At 66.0% G+C, this 17,238-nt stretch carries 15 protein-coding genes; 13 read left to right on the forward strand and 2 right to left on the reverse strand.

The genetic code is table 11. The annotated features are described in order from the left end of the window. Nucleotides 1-107 precede the first annotated feature (107 nt). From pyrR to BMF89_RS21115, 13 genes are all read left to right on the forward strand, one after another. Entirely contained in the window at nt 108-689 is a 582-nt protein-coding gene (pyrR, locus tag BMF89_RS21055; RefSeq protein ID WP_078108996.1) for a bifunctional pyr operon transcriptional regulator/uracil phosphoribosyltransferase PyrR, read from the forward strand. Continuing rightward, nucleotides 686-1,699 carry an aspartate carbamoyltransferase catalytic subunit gene (locus BMF89_RS21060; RefSeq protein ID WP_078108997.1) on the forward strand — a complete coding sequence of 338 codons (1,014 nt, stop codon included), beginning with the start codon at nt 686-688 and terminating at the stop codon, nt 1,697-1,699. Before pyrR ends, BMF89_RS21060 begins: the two co-directional genes overlap by 4 nt. After that, nucleotides 1,699-3,048, forward strand: a complete 1,350-nt coding sequence (locus BMF89_RS21065) for a dihydroorotase (protein ID WP_078108998.1) — start codon at nt 1,699-1,701, stop codon at nt 3,046-3,048. The genes BMF89_RS21060 and BMF89_RS21065 overlap by 1 nt, the downstream gene beginning before the upstream one ends. Further along, complete coding sequence (locus tag BMF89_RS21070; RefSeq protein ID WP_078109015.1) at nt 3,048-3,569, forward strand: hypothetical protein; 522 nt, start codon at nt 3,048-3,050, stop codon at nt 3,567-3,569. The genes BMF89_RS21065 and BMF89_RS21070 overlap by 1 nt, the downstream gene beginning before the upstream one ends. Then, nucleotides 3,550-4,815 carry a glutamine-hydrolyzing carbamoyl-phosphate synthase small subunit gene (gene carA, locus BMF89_RS21075; RefSeq protein ID WP_078108999.1) on the forward strand — a complete coding sequence of 422 codons (1,266 nt, stop codon included), beginning with the start codon at nt 3,550-3,552 and terminating at the stop codon, nt 4,813-4,815. The genes BMF89_RS21070 and carA overlap by 20 nt, the downstream gene beginning before the upstream one ends. After that, nucleotides 4,815-8,135 carry a carbamoyl-phosphate synthase large subunit gene (carB, locus tag BMF89_RS21080; RefSeq protein ID WP_078109000.1) on the forward strand — a complete coding sequence of 1,107 codons (3,321 nt, stop codon included), beginning with the start codon at nt 4,815-4,817 and terminating at the stop codon, nt 8,133-8,135. Before carA ends, carB begins: the two co-directional genes overlap by 1 nt. Further along, entirely contained in the window at nt 8,128-9,009 is an 882-nt protein-coding gene (gene pyrF, locus BMF89_RS21085) for an orotidine-5'-phosphate decarboxylase (RefSeq protein WP_078109001.1), read from the forward strand. Before carB ends, pyrF begins: the two co-directional genes overlap by 8 nt. Before the next feature lie 110 nt (nt 9,010-9,119). Continuing rightward, entirely contained in the window at nt 9,120-9,446 is a 327-nt protein-coding gene (gene mihF / locus BMF89_RS21090; protein WP_078109016.1) for an integration host factor, actinobacterial type, read from the forward strand. A gap of 54 nt (nt 9,447-9,500) precedes the next feature. Beyond that, the gene (gmk, locus tag BMF89_RS21095; RefSeq protein ID WP_078109002.1) at nt 9,501-10,073 is read left to right on the forward strand and encodes a guanylate kinase; all 573 of its coding nucleotides are present in this window, start codon (nt 9,501-9,503) and stop codon (nt 10,071-10,073) included. 39 nt (nt 10,074-10,112) lie between these two features. Next, on the forward strand, nt 10,113-10,373 hold the full coding sequence (gene rpoZ, locus BMF89_RS21100) for a DNA-directed RNA polymerase subunit omega (RefSeq protein ID WP_078109003.1): 261 nt from the start codon (nt 10,113-10,115) through the stop codon (nt 10,371-10,373). A 26-nt stretch (nt 10,374-10,399) separates the two neighbouring features. Beyond that, complete coding sequence (gene coaBC, locus BMF89_RS21105; RefSeq protein ID WP_078109004.1) at nt 10,400-11,647, forward strand: bifunctional phosphopantothenoylcysteine decarboxylase/phosphopantothenate--cysteine ligase CoaBC; 1,248 nt, start codon at nt 10,400-10,402, stop codon at nt 11,645-11,647. A gap of 92 nt (nt 11,648-11,739) precedes the next feature. Beyond that, the gene (gene metK, locus BMF89_RS21110; RefSeq protein ID WP_078109005.1) at nt 11,740-12,969 is read left to right on the forward strand and encodes a methionine adenosyltransferase; all 1,230 of its coding nucleotides are present in this window, start codon (nt 11,740-11,742) and stop codon (nt 12,967-12,969) included. Between the two features lie 115 nt (nt 12,970-13,084). Beyond that, on the forward strand, nt 13,085-15,211 hold the full coding sequence (locus BMF89_RS21115; protein ID WP_078109006.1) for a primosomal protein N': 2,127 nt from the start codon (nt 13,085-13,087) through the stop codon (nt 15,209-15,211). Here BMF89_RS21115 and BMF89_RS21120 read toward each other — a convergent pair. Next, nucleotides 15,208-16,293, reverse strand: a complete 1,086-nt coding sequence (locus BMF89_RS21120; RefSeq protein ID WP_078109007.1) for a glycosyltransferase family 1 protein — start codon at nt 16,291-16,293, stop codon at nt 15,208-15,210. The two genes, BMF89_RS21115 and BMF89_RS21120, sit on opposite strands and share 4 nt — an antisense overlap. Next, nucleotides 16,290-17,237, reverse strand: coding sequence for an alpha/beta hydrolase (locus BMF89_RS21125; RefSeq protein WP_078109008.1), 948 nt, complete (start codon nt 17,235-17,237; stop codon nt 16,290-16,292). The genes BMF89_RS21120 and BMF89_RS21125 overlap by 4 nt, the downstream gene beginning before the upstream one ends. Nucleotide 17,238: the final 1 nt, after the last annotated feature.

The following is a 17,238-nucleotide window of genomic DNA, read 5'->3' on the forward strand; positions in this document are numbered from 1 at the left end:
AACTCAAGAGACCCTGGGCAGCCGGGTGTTGCCGCTGTGGTAATTTTGAAGAGCAAATGTTCCTTTTTTAATTCCGTCCCGTGAGGCGGGGAAAGGGGAGACGAGCGATGACTGAAGTCACTGCGCCGGTGCCGTCCCGGGTTGTTCTCAACCACGCGGACATCGACCGTGCGCTCACTCGTATCGCCCACGAGATCCTCGAAGCCAACAAGGGTTCCCAGGATCTGGTTCTTTTGGGCATCCCACGCCGCGGCTATCCGTTGGCCGTGAGGCTGGCTGGCAAAATCGCCGCCGCCGATCCATCCGTGAACGCTTCCGCGATTGTCGGTCAGCTGGACGTCACCATGTTCCGTGATGATCTATCCCACCAGCCCGCCAGGCCCCCGTACCCCACCAAGCTGCCGTTGTCCGGAATCGACAACAAGGTTGTTGTCCTCATCGATGACGTCCTGTACTCGGGCCGCACCATCCGGGCAGCCCTCGACGCGATCATCGACCTCGGCAGGCCGCGCATCGTCCGACTGGCCGTCCTCGTGGACCGCGGGCACCGCGAACTGCCGATCCGCGCCGACCATGTCGGCAAGAACCTGCCGACGTCCTCCTCGGAAAAGGTCCGGGTCCACCTGGAAGAATTCGATTCCGTGGACGGCCTGCCCATCAATGAAGTAGTGATCGAGGCAGGCGCATGAAGCACCTGCTCTCCACCGAGAACCTGGGCGCTGCGGACGCCATCCGGATCCTTGACACCGCCGAAGAGATGGCGGCCGTAGGGGACCGGGAAGTCAAGAAGCTGCCCGCCCTGCGCGGCCGCACCGTGGTCAACCTCTTCTTCGAAGACTCCACCCGCACCCGCATATCCTTCGAGGCCGCGGCCAAGCGGCTCTCTGCCGACGTCATCAACTTCGCTGCCAAGGGTTCCTCGGTGTCGAAAGGCGAGTCCCTCAAGGACACCGCGCAGACCCTCGCGGCCATGGGTGCCGATGCTGTGGTCATCCGCCACTGGGCTTCCGGGGCTCCGCACCGCTTGGCTTCCACCGACTGGATCGACGCAGCCGTCATCAACGCCGGCGACGGCACCCACGAACACCCCACGCAGGCCCTCCTGGACGCGTTCACGATGCGCCGCCACTGGTCCAAGTTGCACGGTTCGTCATCCACGGGCGCGGACCTCACGGGCATGCGCGTCGCCATCGCGGGCGACGTCCTGCACTCCCGCGTCGCCCGCTCCAATGTGTGGCTCCTGCGCACCCTCGGCGCGGAAGTGACGCTCGTGGCACCGCCCACGTTGCTGCCGATCGGCGTCGAACACTGGCCTTGCAAGGTCAGTTACAACCTCGATGAGACCCTCGAGGCCGGAGTGGACGCCATGATGATGCTGCGCGTCCAGGGAGAGCGCATGAACGCGTCCTTCTTCCCCTCCACCCGCGAGTATTCGCGACGCTGGGGCTTCGACGATGCCCGCCTGCGTGCCCTCGACGATCTCGGGCTCAAGGACACCATCATCATGCACCCCGGCCCCATGAACCGGGGACTGGAGATTTCTTCTGCCGCCGCGGATTCGCCGCGCTCCACCGTCCTTGCCCAGGTCCGGAACGGCGTGTCGGTCCGGATGGCCGCACTGTACCTGCTGCTCTCGGGAGATTCCCGTGAAGCCGCCACCATGCCGGGCACCGCCCGTTCCGATAAGGAGAGCAACTGATGACCGAAACCGCAACAGGGACCTACGTGATCCGCGGTGCGGCCATCCTGGGTGGCGACGCCGAGGACCTGCTGATCCGCGACGGCGTCATCGCCGGGCGCGGCATCGGCCTTTCCGCCGAAGGAGCCACCGTGATCGAGGCCGCCGGCCTCGTGGCGCTTCCCGGCATGGTCGACATCCACACCCACTTGCGTGAGCCTGGGCGCGAAGACGCGGAAACCGTCGAAACAGGTACCCGCGCCGCGGCCCTTGGCGGCTACACCGCGGTCCACGCCATGGCCAACAGCAACCCGGTGGCTGACACCGCGGGCGTCGTCGAGCAGGTCCACAGCCTGGGCCGCGCCTCCGGTTGGGTGGATGTGCGTCCGGTCGGCGCGGTCACGGTAGGGCTCGCCGGTGAGCAGCTCGCCGAGCTCGGCGCCATGGCGGACTCCCGCGCCCAGGTCCGCGTCTTCTCCGACGACGGCATTTGCGTCCACGATCCCGTGCTGATGCGCCGCGCCCTGGAGTACGTCAAAGCGTTCGACGGCGTCGTGGCCCAGCACGCCCAGGAACCCCGCCTCACCGCGGGAGCCCAGATGAACGAGGGCACCGTCTCCGCCGTCCTCGGGCTGGCCGGTTGGCCCGCGGTCGCCGAGGAGAGCATCATCGCCCGGGACGTCCTTTTGGCCCAGCACGTGGGCTCCCGCCTGCACGTCTGCCACGTGTCCACCGCCGGCTCAGTGGAGATCGTCCGTTGGGCCAAGGAACGCGGGATCAACGTCACGGCGGAGGTCACGCCCCACCACTTGTTGCTCACTGACGAATTGGTTCGCAGCTACGACCCGGTCTACAAAGTCAACCCGCCCCTGCGCACCGACGCGGATGTCCAGGCGCTCCGTGCCGGGCTCGCGGACGGCACCATCGACGTCGTCGGCACGGACCACGCCCCGCACCCAAGCGAGCACAAGGAGTGCGAGTGGGCCCAGGCGGCAATGGGCATGACGGGACTGGAGACTGCCTTGTCGGTCGTCCAGGAAACCATGATCGAAACCGGGCTCATGACCTGGGCCGACTTCGCCCGCGTCACGTCCACGGTGCCCGCGGCCATTGGACGCGTGGCAGATCAGGGGCGTCCGCTCGAAGCCGGTGAGCCCGCGAACGTCATCCTCGTGGACCCGGCTGCCCGGTGGACAGTGGATCCGCATAAGATGGCCACCATGGGCCGGAACTCACCGTTTGCGGGCAGGGAGCTGCCGGGAGCCGTCGTCGCCACGTTCTTCAAGGGCCACCCGACCGTACTGGACGGCAAGCTCAACACGCCGTACCGCCATGCAGCGGAGCCGGCCGGCGCCGGCAGCAGCAACTGATGGACAACAAACTTGCTTCCCTGCTCCTCGTCGTGGTCCTTGCCGCGGTTGCGGCCGGACTCATCGCGATAGGTTGGCGCGGCAGGCTCAAGCGGCAGGCCGGCCTCGGGCAGCTTCCGGACGTGCCGGAGAGGCTCAGTCCGGCCGGCATGGTGGCTGAAGGCCAGTATGTGGCCACGACGACGGCGGGAGACTGGCTCGACCGGGTCGCCGTCCACGGACTTGGCTTCCGCGGCAACGCGGAAGTGAGCGTCCACCCGGAAGGCGTCCTCTTCGACCGGAAGGGGACAGCACCATTGTTCGTTCCGGCGGAGGCCGTGACCGATTGCGGCAGCGCCGACGGCATGGCCGGCAAGTTCGTGGAGAAGGAGGGACTCGTGGTCTTGAGCTGGATGCTCGGAGAACACGAACTCGATACCGGATTCAGGACCAGGCGTGCCGCCGACAAGCAACCGCTCCTCGAAGCACTTCAAGAATTGATCTCTGCAGCCCCCCAGGCAGATGCCGATAGTGGAAAGTAACAAAGTGACGGACACCAACGCAGTGACAGGCAATACCAATCCAGCAGAGTCCTCCGCGGCAGTGCTGGTCCTCGAAGACGGCCGCACGTTCCGCGGCCGGAGCTACGGCGCCACCGGCGTGGCCCTGGGCGAGGCGGTCTTCGCCACCGGCATGACCGGATACCAGGAAACCATCACGGATCCCTCCTACGCCCGGCAGCTCGTGGTCCAGACGGCTCCGCACATCGGTAACACCGGCGTGAACAAGGAAGACGCCGAGTCCCGCCGCATCTGGGTGGCCGGCTACGTGGTCCGCGACGCCGCGCGCCGCCCCTCGAACTGGCGTTCGGAGCGCAGCCTCGACGCGGAACTCGTCGAACAGGGCATTGTCGGCATCCAGGCCGTGGACACCCGCGCCATCACCCGGCACCTGCGCGAGCACAAGACCATGCGCGCCGGGATCTTCTCCGGCGAAGCGGCCAAGGCCACCGACAAGGAGCTCCTGGACACCGTCCTGGCCAGCGCGCCAATGGAAGGTGCCCGCCTGGCCGAAGAAGTGAGCATCGACGAGGCATACGTCGTCGAGCCCGCGGACCATGGCTGGGACGGCGAGCCGAAGTTCAGCATCGCCGCGATCGACCTTGGCATCAAGGCGATGACCCCGGTCCGCTTCGCCGAACGCGGCGTACGCGTGCACGTCCTGCCGGCCACCGCAACGCTGGAAGACGTCAAGGCAGTCAACCCTGACGGCTTCTTCATGTCCAACGGCCCCGGCGACCCCGCCACCGCGGACGCCCAGGTGAAGCTGCTCCGCGCCGTGCTGGATGAGAAGATGCCGTACTTCGGAATCTGCTTCGGCAACCAGATCCTGGGCCGGGCCCTCGGATTCGGCACGTACAAGCTCAAGTACGGCCACCGCGGGATCAACCAGCCGGTGATGGACCGCCGCACCGGCAAGGTCGAAATCACGTCCCAGAACCACGGCTTCGCCGTCGACGCTCCCATGGACGGCGCCACCATGGCTCCCGAGGAGCGCTTCGGACGCGTGGAGGTCAGCCACGTGAGCCTCAACGACGACGTCGTCGAAGGACTCGCCTGCCTCGACATCCCGGCGTTCTCGGTCCAATACCACCCCGAAGCCGCAGCCGGGCCGCACGACGCCGCCTACCTCTTCGACCGCTTCATCGATCTGATGGAGAGCACGAAGAACAGCCAGGCCGCCGACACTCAGACATCGAACTCCGCGAAGAACGAGGACACCAAGTAATGCCAAAGCGTACAGATCTCAAGAGCGTCCTCGTTATCGGTTCCGGCCCGATCGTCATCGGCCAGGCGGCCGAATTCGACTACTCCGGCACCCAGGCACTGCGGGTGCTCAAAGAGGAGGGCCTGCGCGTCATCCTCGTGAACTCCAACCCGGCCACCATCATGACGGACCCCGAGTTCGCCGATGCCACGTACGTCGAGCCCATCACTCCCGAGGTGGTCGAAAAGATCATCGCCAAGGAGCGCCCGGACGCCGTCCTGCCCACGCTGGGTGGACAGACGGCCCTCAACACGGCCATCGCCCTCGACAAGAACGGCGTGCTCGAGAAGTACAACGTCGAACTCATCGGTGCCAACATTGCCGCGATCGAACTCGGCGAGGACCGTGAAAAGTTCAAGGGCGTCGTGGAACGCTGCGGCGCCGAATCGGCCCGCAGCCACATCATCCACACCATGGACGAAGCACTGACTGCGGCGGAAGACCTCGGCTACCCGATGGTTGTCCGACCGTCCTTCACCATGGGCGGCCTGGGCTCGGGCCTGGCGTACAACGAGGACGACCTGCGCCGCATCGTGGGCCAGGGCCTGCAGTACAGCCCCACGTCCGAGGTCCTGCTGGAAGAGAGCATCCTCGGCTGGAAAGAGTACGAGCTGGAAATGATGCGCGACAAGAACGACAACGTCGTTGTTGTCTGCTCCATCGAGAACTTCGATCCGGTGGGTGTCCACACGGGCGACTCGATCACCGTTGCCCCGGCCCTGACCCTGACTGACCGCGAGTACCAGCGGCTGCGCGACATCTCCATCGCCGTCATCCGCGAAGTCGGCGTCGACACCGGTGGCTGCAACATCCAGTTCGCCATCGAACCGGACACGGGGCGCGTCGTCGTCATCGAAATGAACCCGCGTGTTTCGCGTTCCTCGGCGCTGGCCTCCAAGGCCACCGGCTTCGCGATCGCCAAGATCGCCACCAAGCTCTCCCTGGGCTACACGCTGGACGAGATCCCCAACGACATCACGCAGCAAACCCCGGCTTCGTTCGAGCCGACGCTCGACTACGTCGTCGTGAAGGTTCCCCGCTTCGCGTTCGAGAAGTTCCCTGCCGCGGACAACACGCTGACCACCACCATGAAGTCCGTCGGCGAAGCCATGGCGATGGGCCGCAACTTCACCGAGGCTCTGCAGAAGGCCCTCCGCTCGCTTGAGCAGAAGGGTTCGCAGCTGGACTTCAGCCACGTGCCCGAGTGGGAAGTGACGGAGCTCATCGAGAAGTCCAAGCGCCCGACGACGGACCGCCTCCACCAGGTCCAGCGCGCCCTGCTCGGCGGTGCTTCGGTCGAGGACCTCTATGCCGCCACCAAGATCGATCCGTGGTTCCTGGACCAGCTGCAGCTGCTCAACGAAATGTCCCACGAGATCCGCAAGGCCGGCGCCCTGACGGAAGACATGCTCCGCAACGCCAAGCGCCACGGCTTCTCTGATGAGCAGATCGGCGCCTTGACGCACAACCCGGAGGCCGTTGTCCGCGGCGTCCGGCAGGCCCTGGGCATCCGCCCGGTCTACAAGACGGTGGACACCTGTGCCGCCGAATTCGCCGCGTACACCCCGTACCACTACTCCTCGTATGACGAGGAGGACGAGGTCGGCCTGCACTCCAAGCCGTCCGTCATCATCCTGGGCTCGGGCCCCAACCGCATCGGCCAGGGCATCGAGTTCGACTACTCGTGCGTCCACGCCTCCATGGCGTTGCGCAAGGCCGGCTACGAGACCGTCATGGTCAACTGCAACCCGGAAACCGTCTCCACGGACTACGACGTCTCCACCCGCCTGTACTTCGAACCGTTGACTCTCGAGGACGTCCTCGAAGTCATCGCGGCCGAGGAGCGCACGGGCGGCGTCATGGGCGTGTTCGTGCAGCTCGGCGGCCAGACCCCGCTCAAGCTCGCACAGCAGCTGGCAGACGCCGGCGTGCCGATCCTTGGCACCTCCCCGGAAGCGATCGACCTCGCCGAACACCGCGGCATGTTCTCCCGCGTGCTCGACCAGGCGGGGCTGATCGCCCCGAAGAACGGCACCGCCGTGTCCTTCGAGGACGCCAAGAAGATCGCCGACGAGATCGGCTACCCGGTCCTCGTCCGCCCGTCCTACGTGCTGGGCGGCCGCGGCATGGAGATCGTCTACGACGAAGCCAATCTCTCGCGCTACATCGCAAACGCCACGGAAATCACCCCGGACCACCCAGTGCTGATCGACCGCTTCCTCGAGGACGCCGTCGAAATCGACGTCGACGCGCTCTTCGACGGCACGGACATGTACCTCGGCGGCATCATGGAGCACATCGAGGAAGCCGGCATCCACTCCGGTGACTCCGCGTGCGTCCTGCCTCCGATCACCCTCGGCAGCAACGTGATCGAGCGCGTCCGCACGGCCACGAGGGCCATCGCTGAAGGCGTAGGCGTCCGTGGGCTCATCAACATCCAGTTCGCGCTGGCCTCCGACGTGCTCTACGTGCTCGAGGCCAACCCGCGCGCTTCCCGCACGGTTCCGTTCGTCTCCAAGGCAACGGGCGTGCAGATGGCCAAGGCTGCGGCCCTGATCGGCACCGGCGTCACCATCAACCAGCTGCGCAGCGCCTACAAGATGCTGCCGGAAACGGGCGACGGTTCAACCCTGCCGCTCGACGCTCCCGTCGCGGTGAAGGAAGCCGTGCTGCCGTTCAGCCGTTTCCGCACGCCGGAAGGCAAGGTAGTGGACTCGTTGCTCGGCCCGGAAATGCGTTCCACCGGTGAGGTCATGGGCATCGACAAGCACTTCGACACCGCATTCGCGAAGAGCCAGGCCGCTGCCAACAACGCGCTGCCCACCGAAGGCAAGATCTTTGTCTCTGTCGCCAACCGCGACAAGCGTTCGGTGATCATGGGCGTCAAGCGCCTGTCCGATCTCGGCTTCGAGATTGTCTCCACTGGCGGCACCGCGGATGTCCTGCGCCGCAACGGCATCCAGGCCACCCCGGTCCGCAAGGTAGCCGAAGGCAGCAGCGCCGAAGGCGAGGGGACCATCGCGGACCTCATCATCGCCGGCGAAATCGACATGGTCTTCAACACGCCTTCCGGGGGCGAAGCCCGCAGCGACGGCTACGAACTCCGTGCAGCCGCTACGTCCATCGGCATCCCCTGCATCACCACGGTTGCGGAGTTCAACGCCGCGGTGCAGGCCATCGAGGCGCTGCGCACTTACGAGTGGTCGGTGACGAGCCTGCAGGAGCACGCCGCTGCGCTGTCAGCTTCCCAGGCCGCGGCAGCCGAGGCCGTCAATGCCTGAGTCCGCCGCAGCCGCGCAGCAGGCTGTTCTTAGCTCGGGACCACAGCCGTTCGGTTCCCGCCTGGCGGCCGCGATGGCCGCCCGTGGCCCCTTGTGCGTCGGCATTGACCCGCACCCGGGGCTCTTGGCGGACTGGGGATTGAACGACGACGTCGCAGGCCTGGAACGCTTTTCGCTCACGGTCGTGGAGGCCGTGGCGACGCTCGCTGCCGCGGTCAAACCGCAAGTGGCGCTCTATGAGCGCCACGGCTCCGCCGGCATGGCGGTATTGGAACGGACCCTTGCGGTCGCAGCCGACGCCGGAGTGCTGAGCATCGCCGACGCCAAACGCGGAGACATCGGTTCCACGATGGCTGCCTACGCCGACGCCTGGCTACGGGATGGTTCCGCCTTGGCGGCCGACTCGGTCACGCTGAGCCCGTACCTCGGCTTCGAGTCGCTGCGACCGGCACTCGACCTCGCAGCCGAGTCCGGCCGCGGTGTCTTCGTGCTCGCCCTGACGTCCAACCCCGAGGGCAAGTCCGTGCAGCACGTAGGCGGCTCGGAATCGGTCGCGCGGCGGATCGCCGAGGCCGCGGCCGAGGAAAACCGTCGCTATTCCGGTGCCATGGGGTCCGTCGGTCTGGTGGTCGGTGCCACGATCGGCGGCGCCCTCACGGAACTCGGGCTGGACCTCGACGCCGTCCACGGGCCCATCCTGGCACCCGGACTGGGCGCGCAGGGGGCAACTCCGGCGGATCTGCGTGCCACTTTCGGCGCGGCATACCCGGCGGTCCTGGCGACGTCGAGCCGTGGAATCCTCGCCGCCGGTCCAGCGATTGCCGGACTGCGCTCCGCCACTGAGGCCACGCGCGACGGACTGCTGGAAGGCTGAGCCCGATCTTGGTTGGTCCAATGCATTGCGCTCCGTAGCGACCACGCGATAGCTTCGGGATCAGTCCAAATCCGCAACGCACTCGATGCCGGCCAAAGGGGGATGTGTCAGTGACCTTAAAGGCATTGTCGCCAGAGGAACGTTCCGATGCCTTGGAGAAGGCAGCGAGAGCCCGGGCACGGCGGGCTCTCGCAAAGGAACAGCTCAGGACCGGCGAACTCGGCTTTGCGGGGTTGATCAAGTCGGCACAAACCGACGAGGCAATCGCCCGCATGCGCGTTTCCGAGCTCATCGAGGCTGTTCCCGGCATTGGTCCGGTCCGGGCCGCGGCCATCATGGCGGAAATCGGCATCGCCCCTTCGCGCAGGCTCCGGGGCCTGGGAATTCACCAGTCCCGGTCGCTGATAGATTTTATGGAAGACAAATACGGCGTTTAAGCGAATACAGCGTTTAACAAATGCGGCGTATATAGAATCTCCACGAAGGACGATGTGAGCAAGAATCCGGGACTGACTGTCCTCGCAGGCCCCACTGCCGTTGGCAAGGGAACAGTATCCACGTATATCCGGGACAATTACCCCGAAGTCTGGCTGTCGGTTTCAGCCACCACCCGTGCGCCACGGCCGGGGGAGCAGGATGGTGTCCACTACTACTTCAAGTCCGCCGAGGAATTCGACGCACTCGTTGACGCCGGGCAATTGCTTGAGTGGGCGGTCGTCCATGGTAAAAACCGTTACGGCACGCTGCGCAGCACCGTGGACGCGGCAATCGCCGAAGGCAGGTCCGTGCTGTTGGAGATCGATTTGCAGGGCGCCCGCCAGGTCAAGGCGGCAGTTCCGGACGCCAACTTCGTGTTCCTGGCTCCGCCCAGCTGGGACGAAATGGTGCGCCGCCTGGTAGGGCGCGGCACCGAAACCCCGGAGGAACAGCAGCGGCGGCTGGAAACCGCTAAACTGGAACTTGCCGCTGAACCGGAGTTTGACCACACCGTCATCAATGACGACGTACGCCGGGCAGCGGACGAGCTTGTTTCACTCATGGGGCTTACCCCGCACCAGCGCTAAGCGCTAGCACTTGTCAGCCCGTTAGAATTTGGAGATTTCGTGTCCACGAACCTTGAAGGCATCATCAACCCGCCGATCGATTCGCTGCTTGCTGCTGCCGATTCGAAGTACGGCCTGGTGATTTTCGGCGCCAAGCGCGCGCGCCAGATCAACGCCTACTACGCACAGCTCCACGAGGGCCTCTTCGAGTACGTTGGCCCGCTGGTCGACACGAAGCTGAACGAAAAGTCGCTTTCCATCGCCTTGCGCGAGATCAACGAAGGCCTGCTGGTTTCCACTCCCATCGAGCCCGCAGAGTAAACAGACTGCCTGTTGACGGAGGTCACGTGCGCATAGTCCTCGGAGTCGGGGGAGGGATCGCAGCCTACAAGGTTGCATCGCTCCTCCGGCTTTTTACTGAAGCCGGACACAACGTGACGGTCATTCCCACGGAGGCCGCCACCCGCTTTGTCGGCGTGGCCACCTGGGAGGCGCTCTCGGGCAATCCGGTGAGCAACAGCGTCTTCGACGACGTGGAGAAGGTCAACCACGTCCGTCTCGGCCATGAGGCGGACCTCATCGTGGTGGCCCCGGCAACTGCCGACCTGCTGGCCAAGGCAGCAACCGGCCAAGCGGGGGACTTGCTCACCAACACGCTCCTCATGGCCCATGGCCCGGTACTTTTCGCCCCCGCGATGCACACCGAAATGTGGCAGAACCAGGCCACCCAGGCGAATGTGGAAACGTTGCGCAGCCGGGGCATCACTGTCCTGGAACCCGCTGTGGGCCGGCTGACGGGCGTGGACTCCGGGCCGGGCAGGCTGCCCGAACCGGAAGCGATCTTCGCAGCCGCGGTGGCTCTGCTCGACGCCTCCGCACCAGCAACCCTGATGGCGGCCCCGAAACCCCTCGCCGGGCGCACCATCACCATTTCTGCCGGAGGCACCAGGGAAGCCCTTGATCCGGTCCGTTTCCTGGGGAACAGGTCTTCAGGCAAGCAGGGCGTTGCGCTGGCCGCCGCGGCCCTTGCCGCAGGTGCCCATGTCAGGTTCCTCGCTGCCCACATGGATGTCCAGGCGCCGGCCGGGGTCGAACTGATCCAGGTTGAATCCGCATTGGAGCTCCGTGACGCCGCGCTGGAAGCCGCCGCCGGCTCCGACGTCGTGATCATGGCCGCAGCAGTCGCAGACTTCCGCCCGGCCGAGGTTTCGGACACGAAAATCAAGAAGGTCAACGGCGATGACGCCCCCGTGGTGCGCCTCGTGCAGAACCCGGACATCCTGCATGAGCTGGTGGTGCGCCGCGACGCCGAGGCATCCACGCAGTTGATCGTCGGGTTTGCGGCCGAAACCGGGGACGAGGACGGGAACGTCCTGGAGCACGCCACTGCCAAGCTCAAACGCAAAGGCTGCGACCTTTTGGTGGTCAACCAGGTCGGCGTCGGGCGCGTGTTTGGCCAAGACCAGAATTCTGTGATCATTCTCTCCGGCCATGGCGCGGCGCCGCAATCGGCGGCGGGTTCCAAATCCGACGTCGCCGCCGCTGTTATTGACCGCATCAGCACTGAACTGAGCCGCGTACACCCGGCCCCCTAGCCATCGGGTGACACTCCTTCCGCAGCTGGTCCATCCTTAGCACAGGGACATACGGCGGAAGCCGGTCGCCCCCAACCGAGTAAGGTAGTCGAGTGACTTTACCGCTGCACCACGAATCCCACGGCACCCCGTCCAAGCTCCGGCTCTTCACCTCAGAGTCGGTCACGGAAGGGCACCCGGACAAGATCTGCGACCAAATCAGTGACGCCATCCTCGACGCGCTCCTGGCGGCAGACCCCGAGTCGCGCGTGGCCGTTGAAACCATGGCGACCACCGGCTTGGTGCACGTAGCCGGTGAAGTCACCACGGACGCGTATGTCGAAATCCCGCAGATCGTCCGCGAGACCATCCTCGGAATCGGTTACGACTCGTCCGCCAACGGCTTCGACGGCGCACGGTGCGGCGTGTCTGTCTCCATCGGCCAGCAGTCCAACGACATCGCCGGCGGCGTCTTCAATTCGCTCGAAGCCCGCGAAGGCCGCCAGGAGGACGACTACGACCTCCAGGGCGCCGGTGACCAGGGCATCATGTTCGGCTACGCGAGCGATGAGACCCCCTCCTACATGCCGACGCCCATTTGGCTCGCCCACCGGCTCTCCGAGCGTCTCACCGAAGTCCGCAAGAGCGGCGAGCTGGCCTACTTGCGCCCTGACGGCAAGACCCAGGTGACGGTCGGGTACGACCGCGACCGTCCGGTTTCCGTTGAAACGGTGGTGATTTCCAGCCAGCACGCCGAAGGGACCCACCTGGATCGCTTGCGCGCCGATCTTGCCTCCCACGTCATCGATCCCGTCCTGGCTGCGGCCAACCTGGACATCTCCCACGTCGCGAATATCCTGAACCCTGCCGGTGCCTTCGTCATCGGCGGGCCCGTCGGCGACGCCGGGCTGACCGGCCGCAAGATCATCGTCGACACCTACGGCGGCATGGCCCGCCACGGCGGCGGCGCCTTCTCCGGCAAGGACCCGTCCAAGGTGGACCGTTCGGCGGCCTACGCGATGCGCTGGGTAGCGAAGAACGTCGTGGCCGCTGGTTTGGCCAAGAGGGCCGAAATCCAGATCGCCTACGCCATCGGCCAGGCGCGTCCGGTGGGCACCTACGTGGAGACCTTCGGTACTGAGACTGTGGACCCGGCCAAGATCAGCGAAGCGATTGCCGAGATCTTCGACCTCCGTCCGCGCGCCATCATCGACGCCCTCGACCTCAAGCGGCCCATCTACGCCAAGACGGCGGCGCATGGGCACTTCGGCCGCGAAGAGCCCGACTTCACGTGGGAACGCCTGGACCGCGTGGACGAGCTGAAGGAATTCTTCAACGCCTGAACCGGCTTGCCCGTGACAGCCGGTGCCGGCCGCGAGCCGGGGGCCATACCGGACATTGTCGGTGGTACCTGCTTGGATTGGACCAAGGCATCCGGCACTCCAGGGAGGTGACAACATGAGCGATGGTTCATTGCTTCCGTTTGCCCTTGCCTTGCCTTCGCCGTCCCATCAGCCGTCGTTGTTGCAAGGCTTCCCTTCCCGCGGGAGCGACGCCGTGGGGCCACCCCTTGCCGCGGGCAATCCGGTGGCACGGGTCCTGATCGAATCGTCCTTGCCGCATCTGGACAGGCCCTTTGACTACAGCGTCCCGGCCGAGTTGGAGGACACCGCCCTGGCAGGCGTCCGGGTCAAAGTCCGCTTCAGCGGCCAGGAACTCAACGGCTACGTCCTGGAGCGCGTGGAATCGTCGGAAGCCGGACATTCCCTGACTCCGCTTCTCAAGGTGGTTTCAGCGGTTCCGGTGCTGACTCCGGCGTTGCTGGAGCTTGCCTCGAGTATCGCGGCCCGCTACGCCGGGACCCTCAGCGATGTCCTCCGCACCGCCATTCCTCCCCGCGTCGCGCGGCTGGAGAAACTGTTCCTCTCCGGAGATCCCCTGCTGGATGGGCCGGAGGAAGACAATGCGGCTGCCGAGGTCTCCACCTCGCGGGCCCACGCCGCCTGGGCTTCCTACGCCAACGGAGCACCGTACTTGCAACACCTCGCCGGGGGTGGCTCACCCCGAGCGGTCCTGACTGCGACGCAAGGTTTCGGCACAGCCGGCTGGCCTGAGCTTGTGGCGTCCGCGGTGGCGGCCGTCCGCTCCTCCGGGCGCGGCGCCGTCGTCGTCGTGCCCGACTACCGTGACCTCGACCGCATGGAAGCTGCCCTGCGCGCTGTCCTTCCGCCGGGCGACGTCGCGCGGTTGACTGCCGACGACGGCCAGACACCGCGGTACCGTAGTTACCTTCGGCTCCTCGGCGGCGCCGCGAAGGTTGCGGTCGGCACTCGATCCGCTGCCTACGCTCCCGTGCAGGACCTGGGACTCGTGGTGTGCTGGGACGACGGCGACGACCTGCACATTGACCAGCGCGCTCCGTACGCGCACACCAGGGAAGTCCTGCTCTTGCGTGCCGAACAGGAAGCGGCCGCTTGCCTCATGGCCGCGCATAGCCGCAGTACCGAACTTCAGCGCCTTGTTGAGGGCGGTTGGGCCGTTCCGGTGGAGGCTCCCCGGCCGGTGGTCCGCTCCAGCACGCCCCGGGTGCTCAATACAGCTGACAGCTTCGAGCAGGAGCGCGACCCTCTCGCCAGGATTGCACGTTTGCCCGGCGCGGCCTGGCGGGCCGCCAAGGAGGGCCTGGAACGAGGACCTGTCCTGGTGCAGGTGGCCCGGGCCGGCTATGCCCCATCCCTTGTGTGCGAGGATTGCCGCGAGTCCGCCCGATGCAACAACTGCCAGGGACCTCTTGCCATAGCCGGACAATCGGCCTTGCCGCAGTGCCGCTGGTGCTCCACCCCGGCCCCGGAGTGGCGCTGCCGGCATTGCGGCGGAGTCCGTCTTCGCAGGGGTGCCGCGGGTGTGCTGCGGACCGCGGAAGAACTGGGCAGGGCTTTTCCCGGCAAGGCCGTCGTGACGTCGTCGGGAGACCAGGTCAAGGCCACGGTGTCGGATGCCCATGCACTGGTGGTGGCCACCGTGGGGGCTGAGCCGATCGCCAGCGGCGGCTACGCGGCCGCGCTGCTCCTGGATGGCAATTCGCTCCTGCGCCGGGAGAACCTGCGCGCCGGTGAGGACACCGTGCGGCGATGGTTCAATGCGGCGGCCCTCGTGCGGCCCGCGCATGAGGGCGGGCTCGTCGTCATCACCGCGGACGACGCCACAGCGACCGGTGCCCTGTTGCGCTGGGATCCTGCCGGATATGCCTCCCGTGAGCTCGCGCTGCGGCAGGAACTCCAGTTGCCGCCCTCCGTGCGGATCGCGTCCGTGACGGGCAAGCGGGCCGACGTCGTGCACTTCACCGAAAGCCTTGCCGAAGCCATCAAGCTCCGCACCGCTGGCCCCGCGCCGGTCTCCCTCACGCTGTCCACCAAGCGCGGAGCAGAACAAGAGGGCGATCCGGACGTCCGGACGCTCTTCTTCATCCCTTATGCCCAAGCAGCTGTTGCCACCCGTTCCATGCGTGCAGTCAAAGCTGCCAGTGCGGCCAAACGCACGTCGGGACCGGTGCAATTGCGGCTCGACGGCGTCGATGTCCTCTAGCGCCGCTTGCGGCTGCGCATCGCAACGATCTCTTCGGCCACGGCCAGAAGCTGGCGCGCCGACTCGTCCCAATTGAAATCAGCCGCACGTTCCACAGAGCGGCGTGAGCGCACCTGCCACAATTCGCCGTCTTCAAGGGCCTTGACCGCCGCGGCAAATTCCTCGGGCGATTCGGCGTGCACATAGCTCACGGCGTCCCCGCCCACCTCCCGGAAGATGGGGGTGTCGCTGGCGATCACGGGAGTGCCAAGTGCCATCGCCTCGACCAGGGGAAGCCCGTAGCCTTCCGCCTTGGACAAGCTGACAAGCGCGGTGGCCCGGAGCAGGAGGGAGTCGTATTCGGCGTCCGTCACGCCGTTGTGGAACTCGACCTTCGCACCCGGCGGGACCAGGGGCTCCAGCTCGGCCCGGCGCTGGGGGGTGATCCTGCTGAGAAGGTGCAGCGTGAATCCGGGCAATCCGGCCATGCCCTGGATCATGGTTTCCACATTTTTGTAGGGCATGAACGAGCCCATGTAGAGCAGGGATTTCTCGGCGCCGGCCGCGGGATCCCGCGGCTTCTGGCCCGGCTGCGGTGCGTTGCCCACGATGCGGACCGGGCGGCGGGTCAAATTGAACTTGGCCATGAGCGACTCGGTGGTGTGGCTGATGGTCGCGACGATGTCGGCCCTGTTGAGAAGCAATCGCTGTGGCCAGTAGGCCTTGTGGTACAGCCGCCAAAGGAGACGTACGGGCGCCGGAAGGAAGCCGGGAGGGGCCGGGTGTTCATAGTAGATGAGGTCGTGCAGGGTCAGGACGAGCCCGTACTTGCGGCCCCAGGTTCCCATGGTCTGCATGGGGCAAACCACAACATCGGCCCCGATCTTGTTGACCGCGCGCGCCACGAACAGTTCGCGGGGGGAGAGCGGGCTGCTGATGTGAACGTAGGGGACATCCGGGAGGAGAGCCAACTGGCGCTTGTCGCTGATGAGCATCGTGACGTCGGCTATCTTGGACGTCGCTGCTATGAGGCTCGATCCGTAGCGGCTGATCCCGTCATGATGGTCCGTGCGGGTAAAGCGGGCATCTATGACGATTTTCACGCGGGGTGTTCCTCCAGGAAGCTGCGGATGGCGGCGGCGGCGGGCGCCGGCGTCTCGTAGTGGATCAAATGCCCGACGTCGGGAATCACTTCCAGCGCGCCGTCCGGCAACAGGTCCAGCAGCTTGTGCTGGTCCCGGAGCAGGGCGATCTCGTCTTTTTCGCCGGCCACCAGCAGAACGGGGAGGTCCAGCTGCCCGGCGACCTCGGACACATGGCTGGAGACCGAAGCCCGGAAGGACTCCAGGAGGCTCGCGCGGTCGGCGAACGCCGAGAAGTACGCATCATGCTGGCCATGGACAAAGCCCCGGAGTTCCTTGTCCCGGGTCTTGGCCATCGCTGCGCTCATGACACGGACAATCAGGCGGCTGCGCAGGACGGCGAGTCCCAGCCGGCGGGGGAGTTTGGCGGAGACCTGGTAGTACAGGACTGCCAGCTTGGTCATGAGCCCCTTGGGCCCCTCCAACGCGGGAGCGGCGATCGGATTGACCAGGATCAGAGGACGGATGGCGCCCGGATTCGATGCGGCGAAGTGGCTGGCAACGATGGATCCGAAGGAATGCCCCAGGAGAACCGTGTCCGGTCCGAGGCCCAGTGCCGCCATGAAACCGGTGATGAACTTCCCGTAGCGTTCCACGGTGTGGGGGTCTCCGGCGAAAGGCTCCGAGCTGCCAAAGCCGGGAAGGTCGGGCATGATGACCCGCATTTCCGGCAGGTGGTCTACTACGCGGAGGAGGCCGTGGTGGTCGCCGCGGAAACCGTGGATGACCAGTATGGTCCGGGTATCCGCGGTCACCGTGACCGGTTCGTAGCACCAATAGGCGACGTTGCTGCCGTCGAGGTCGATGTCTGAGGCACTCGTCCGCGCGGCCAGGGCCTTGCTGAAGAACTCCCGTGGGGAGGCAGGTACGGGTTCGGGGGAGTGGTTGGTGTCCACTTGTTCCATT

Origin of the sequence: Arthrobacter sp. SRS-W-1-2016, assembly GCF_002009585.1 — a bacterium.
GTDB lineage: Bacteria > Actinomycetota > Actinomycetes > Actinomycetales > Micrococcaceae > Arthrobacter > Arthrobacter bambusae_A.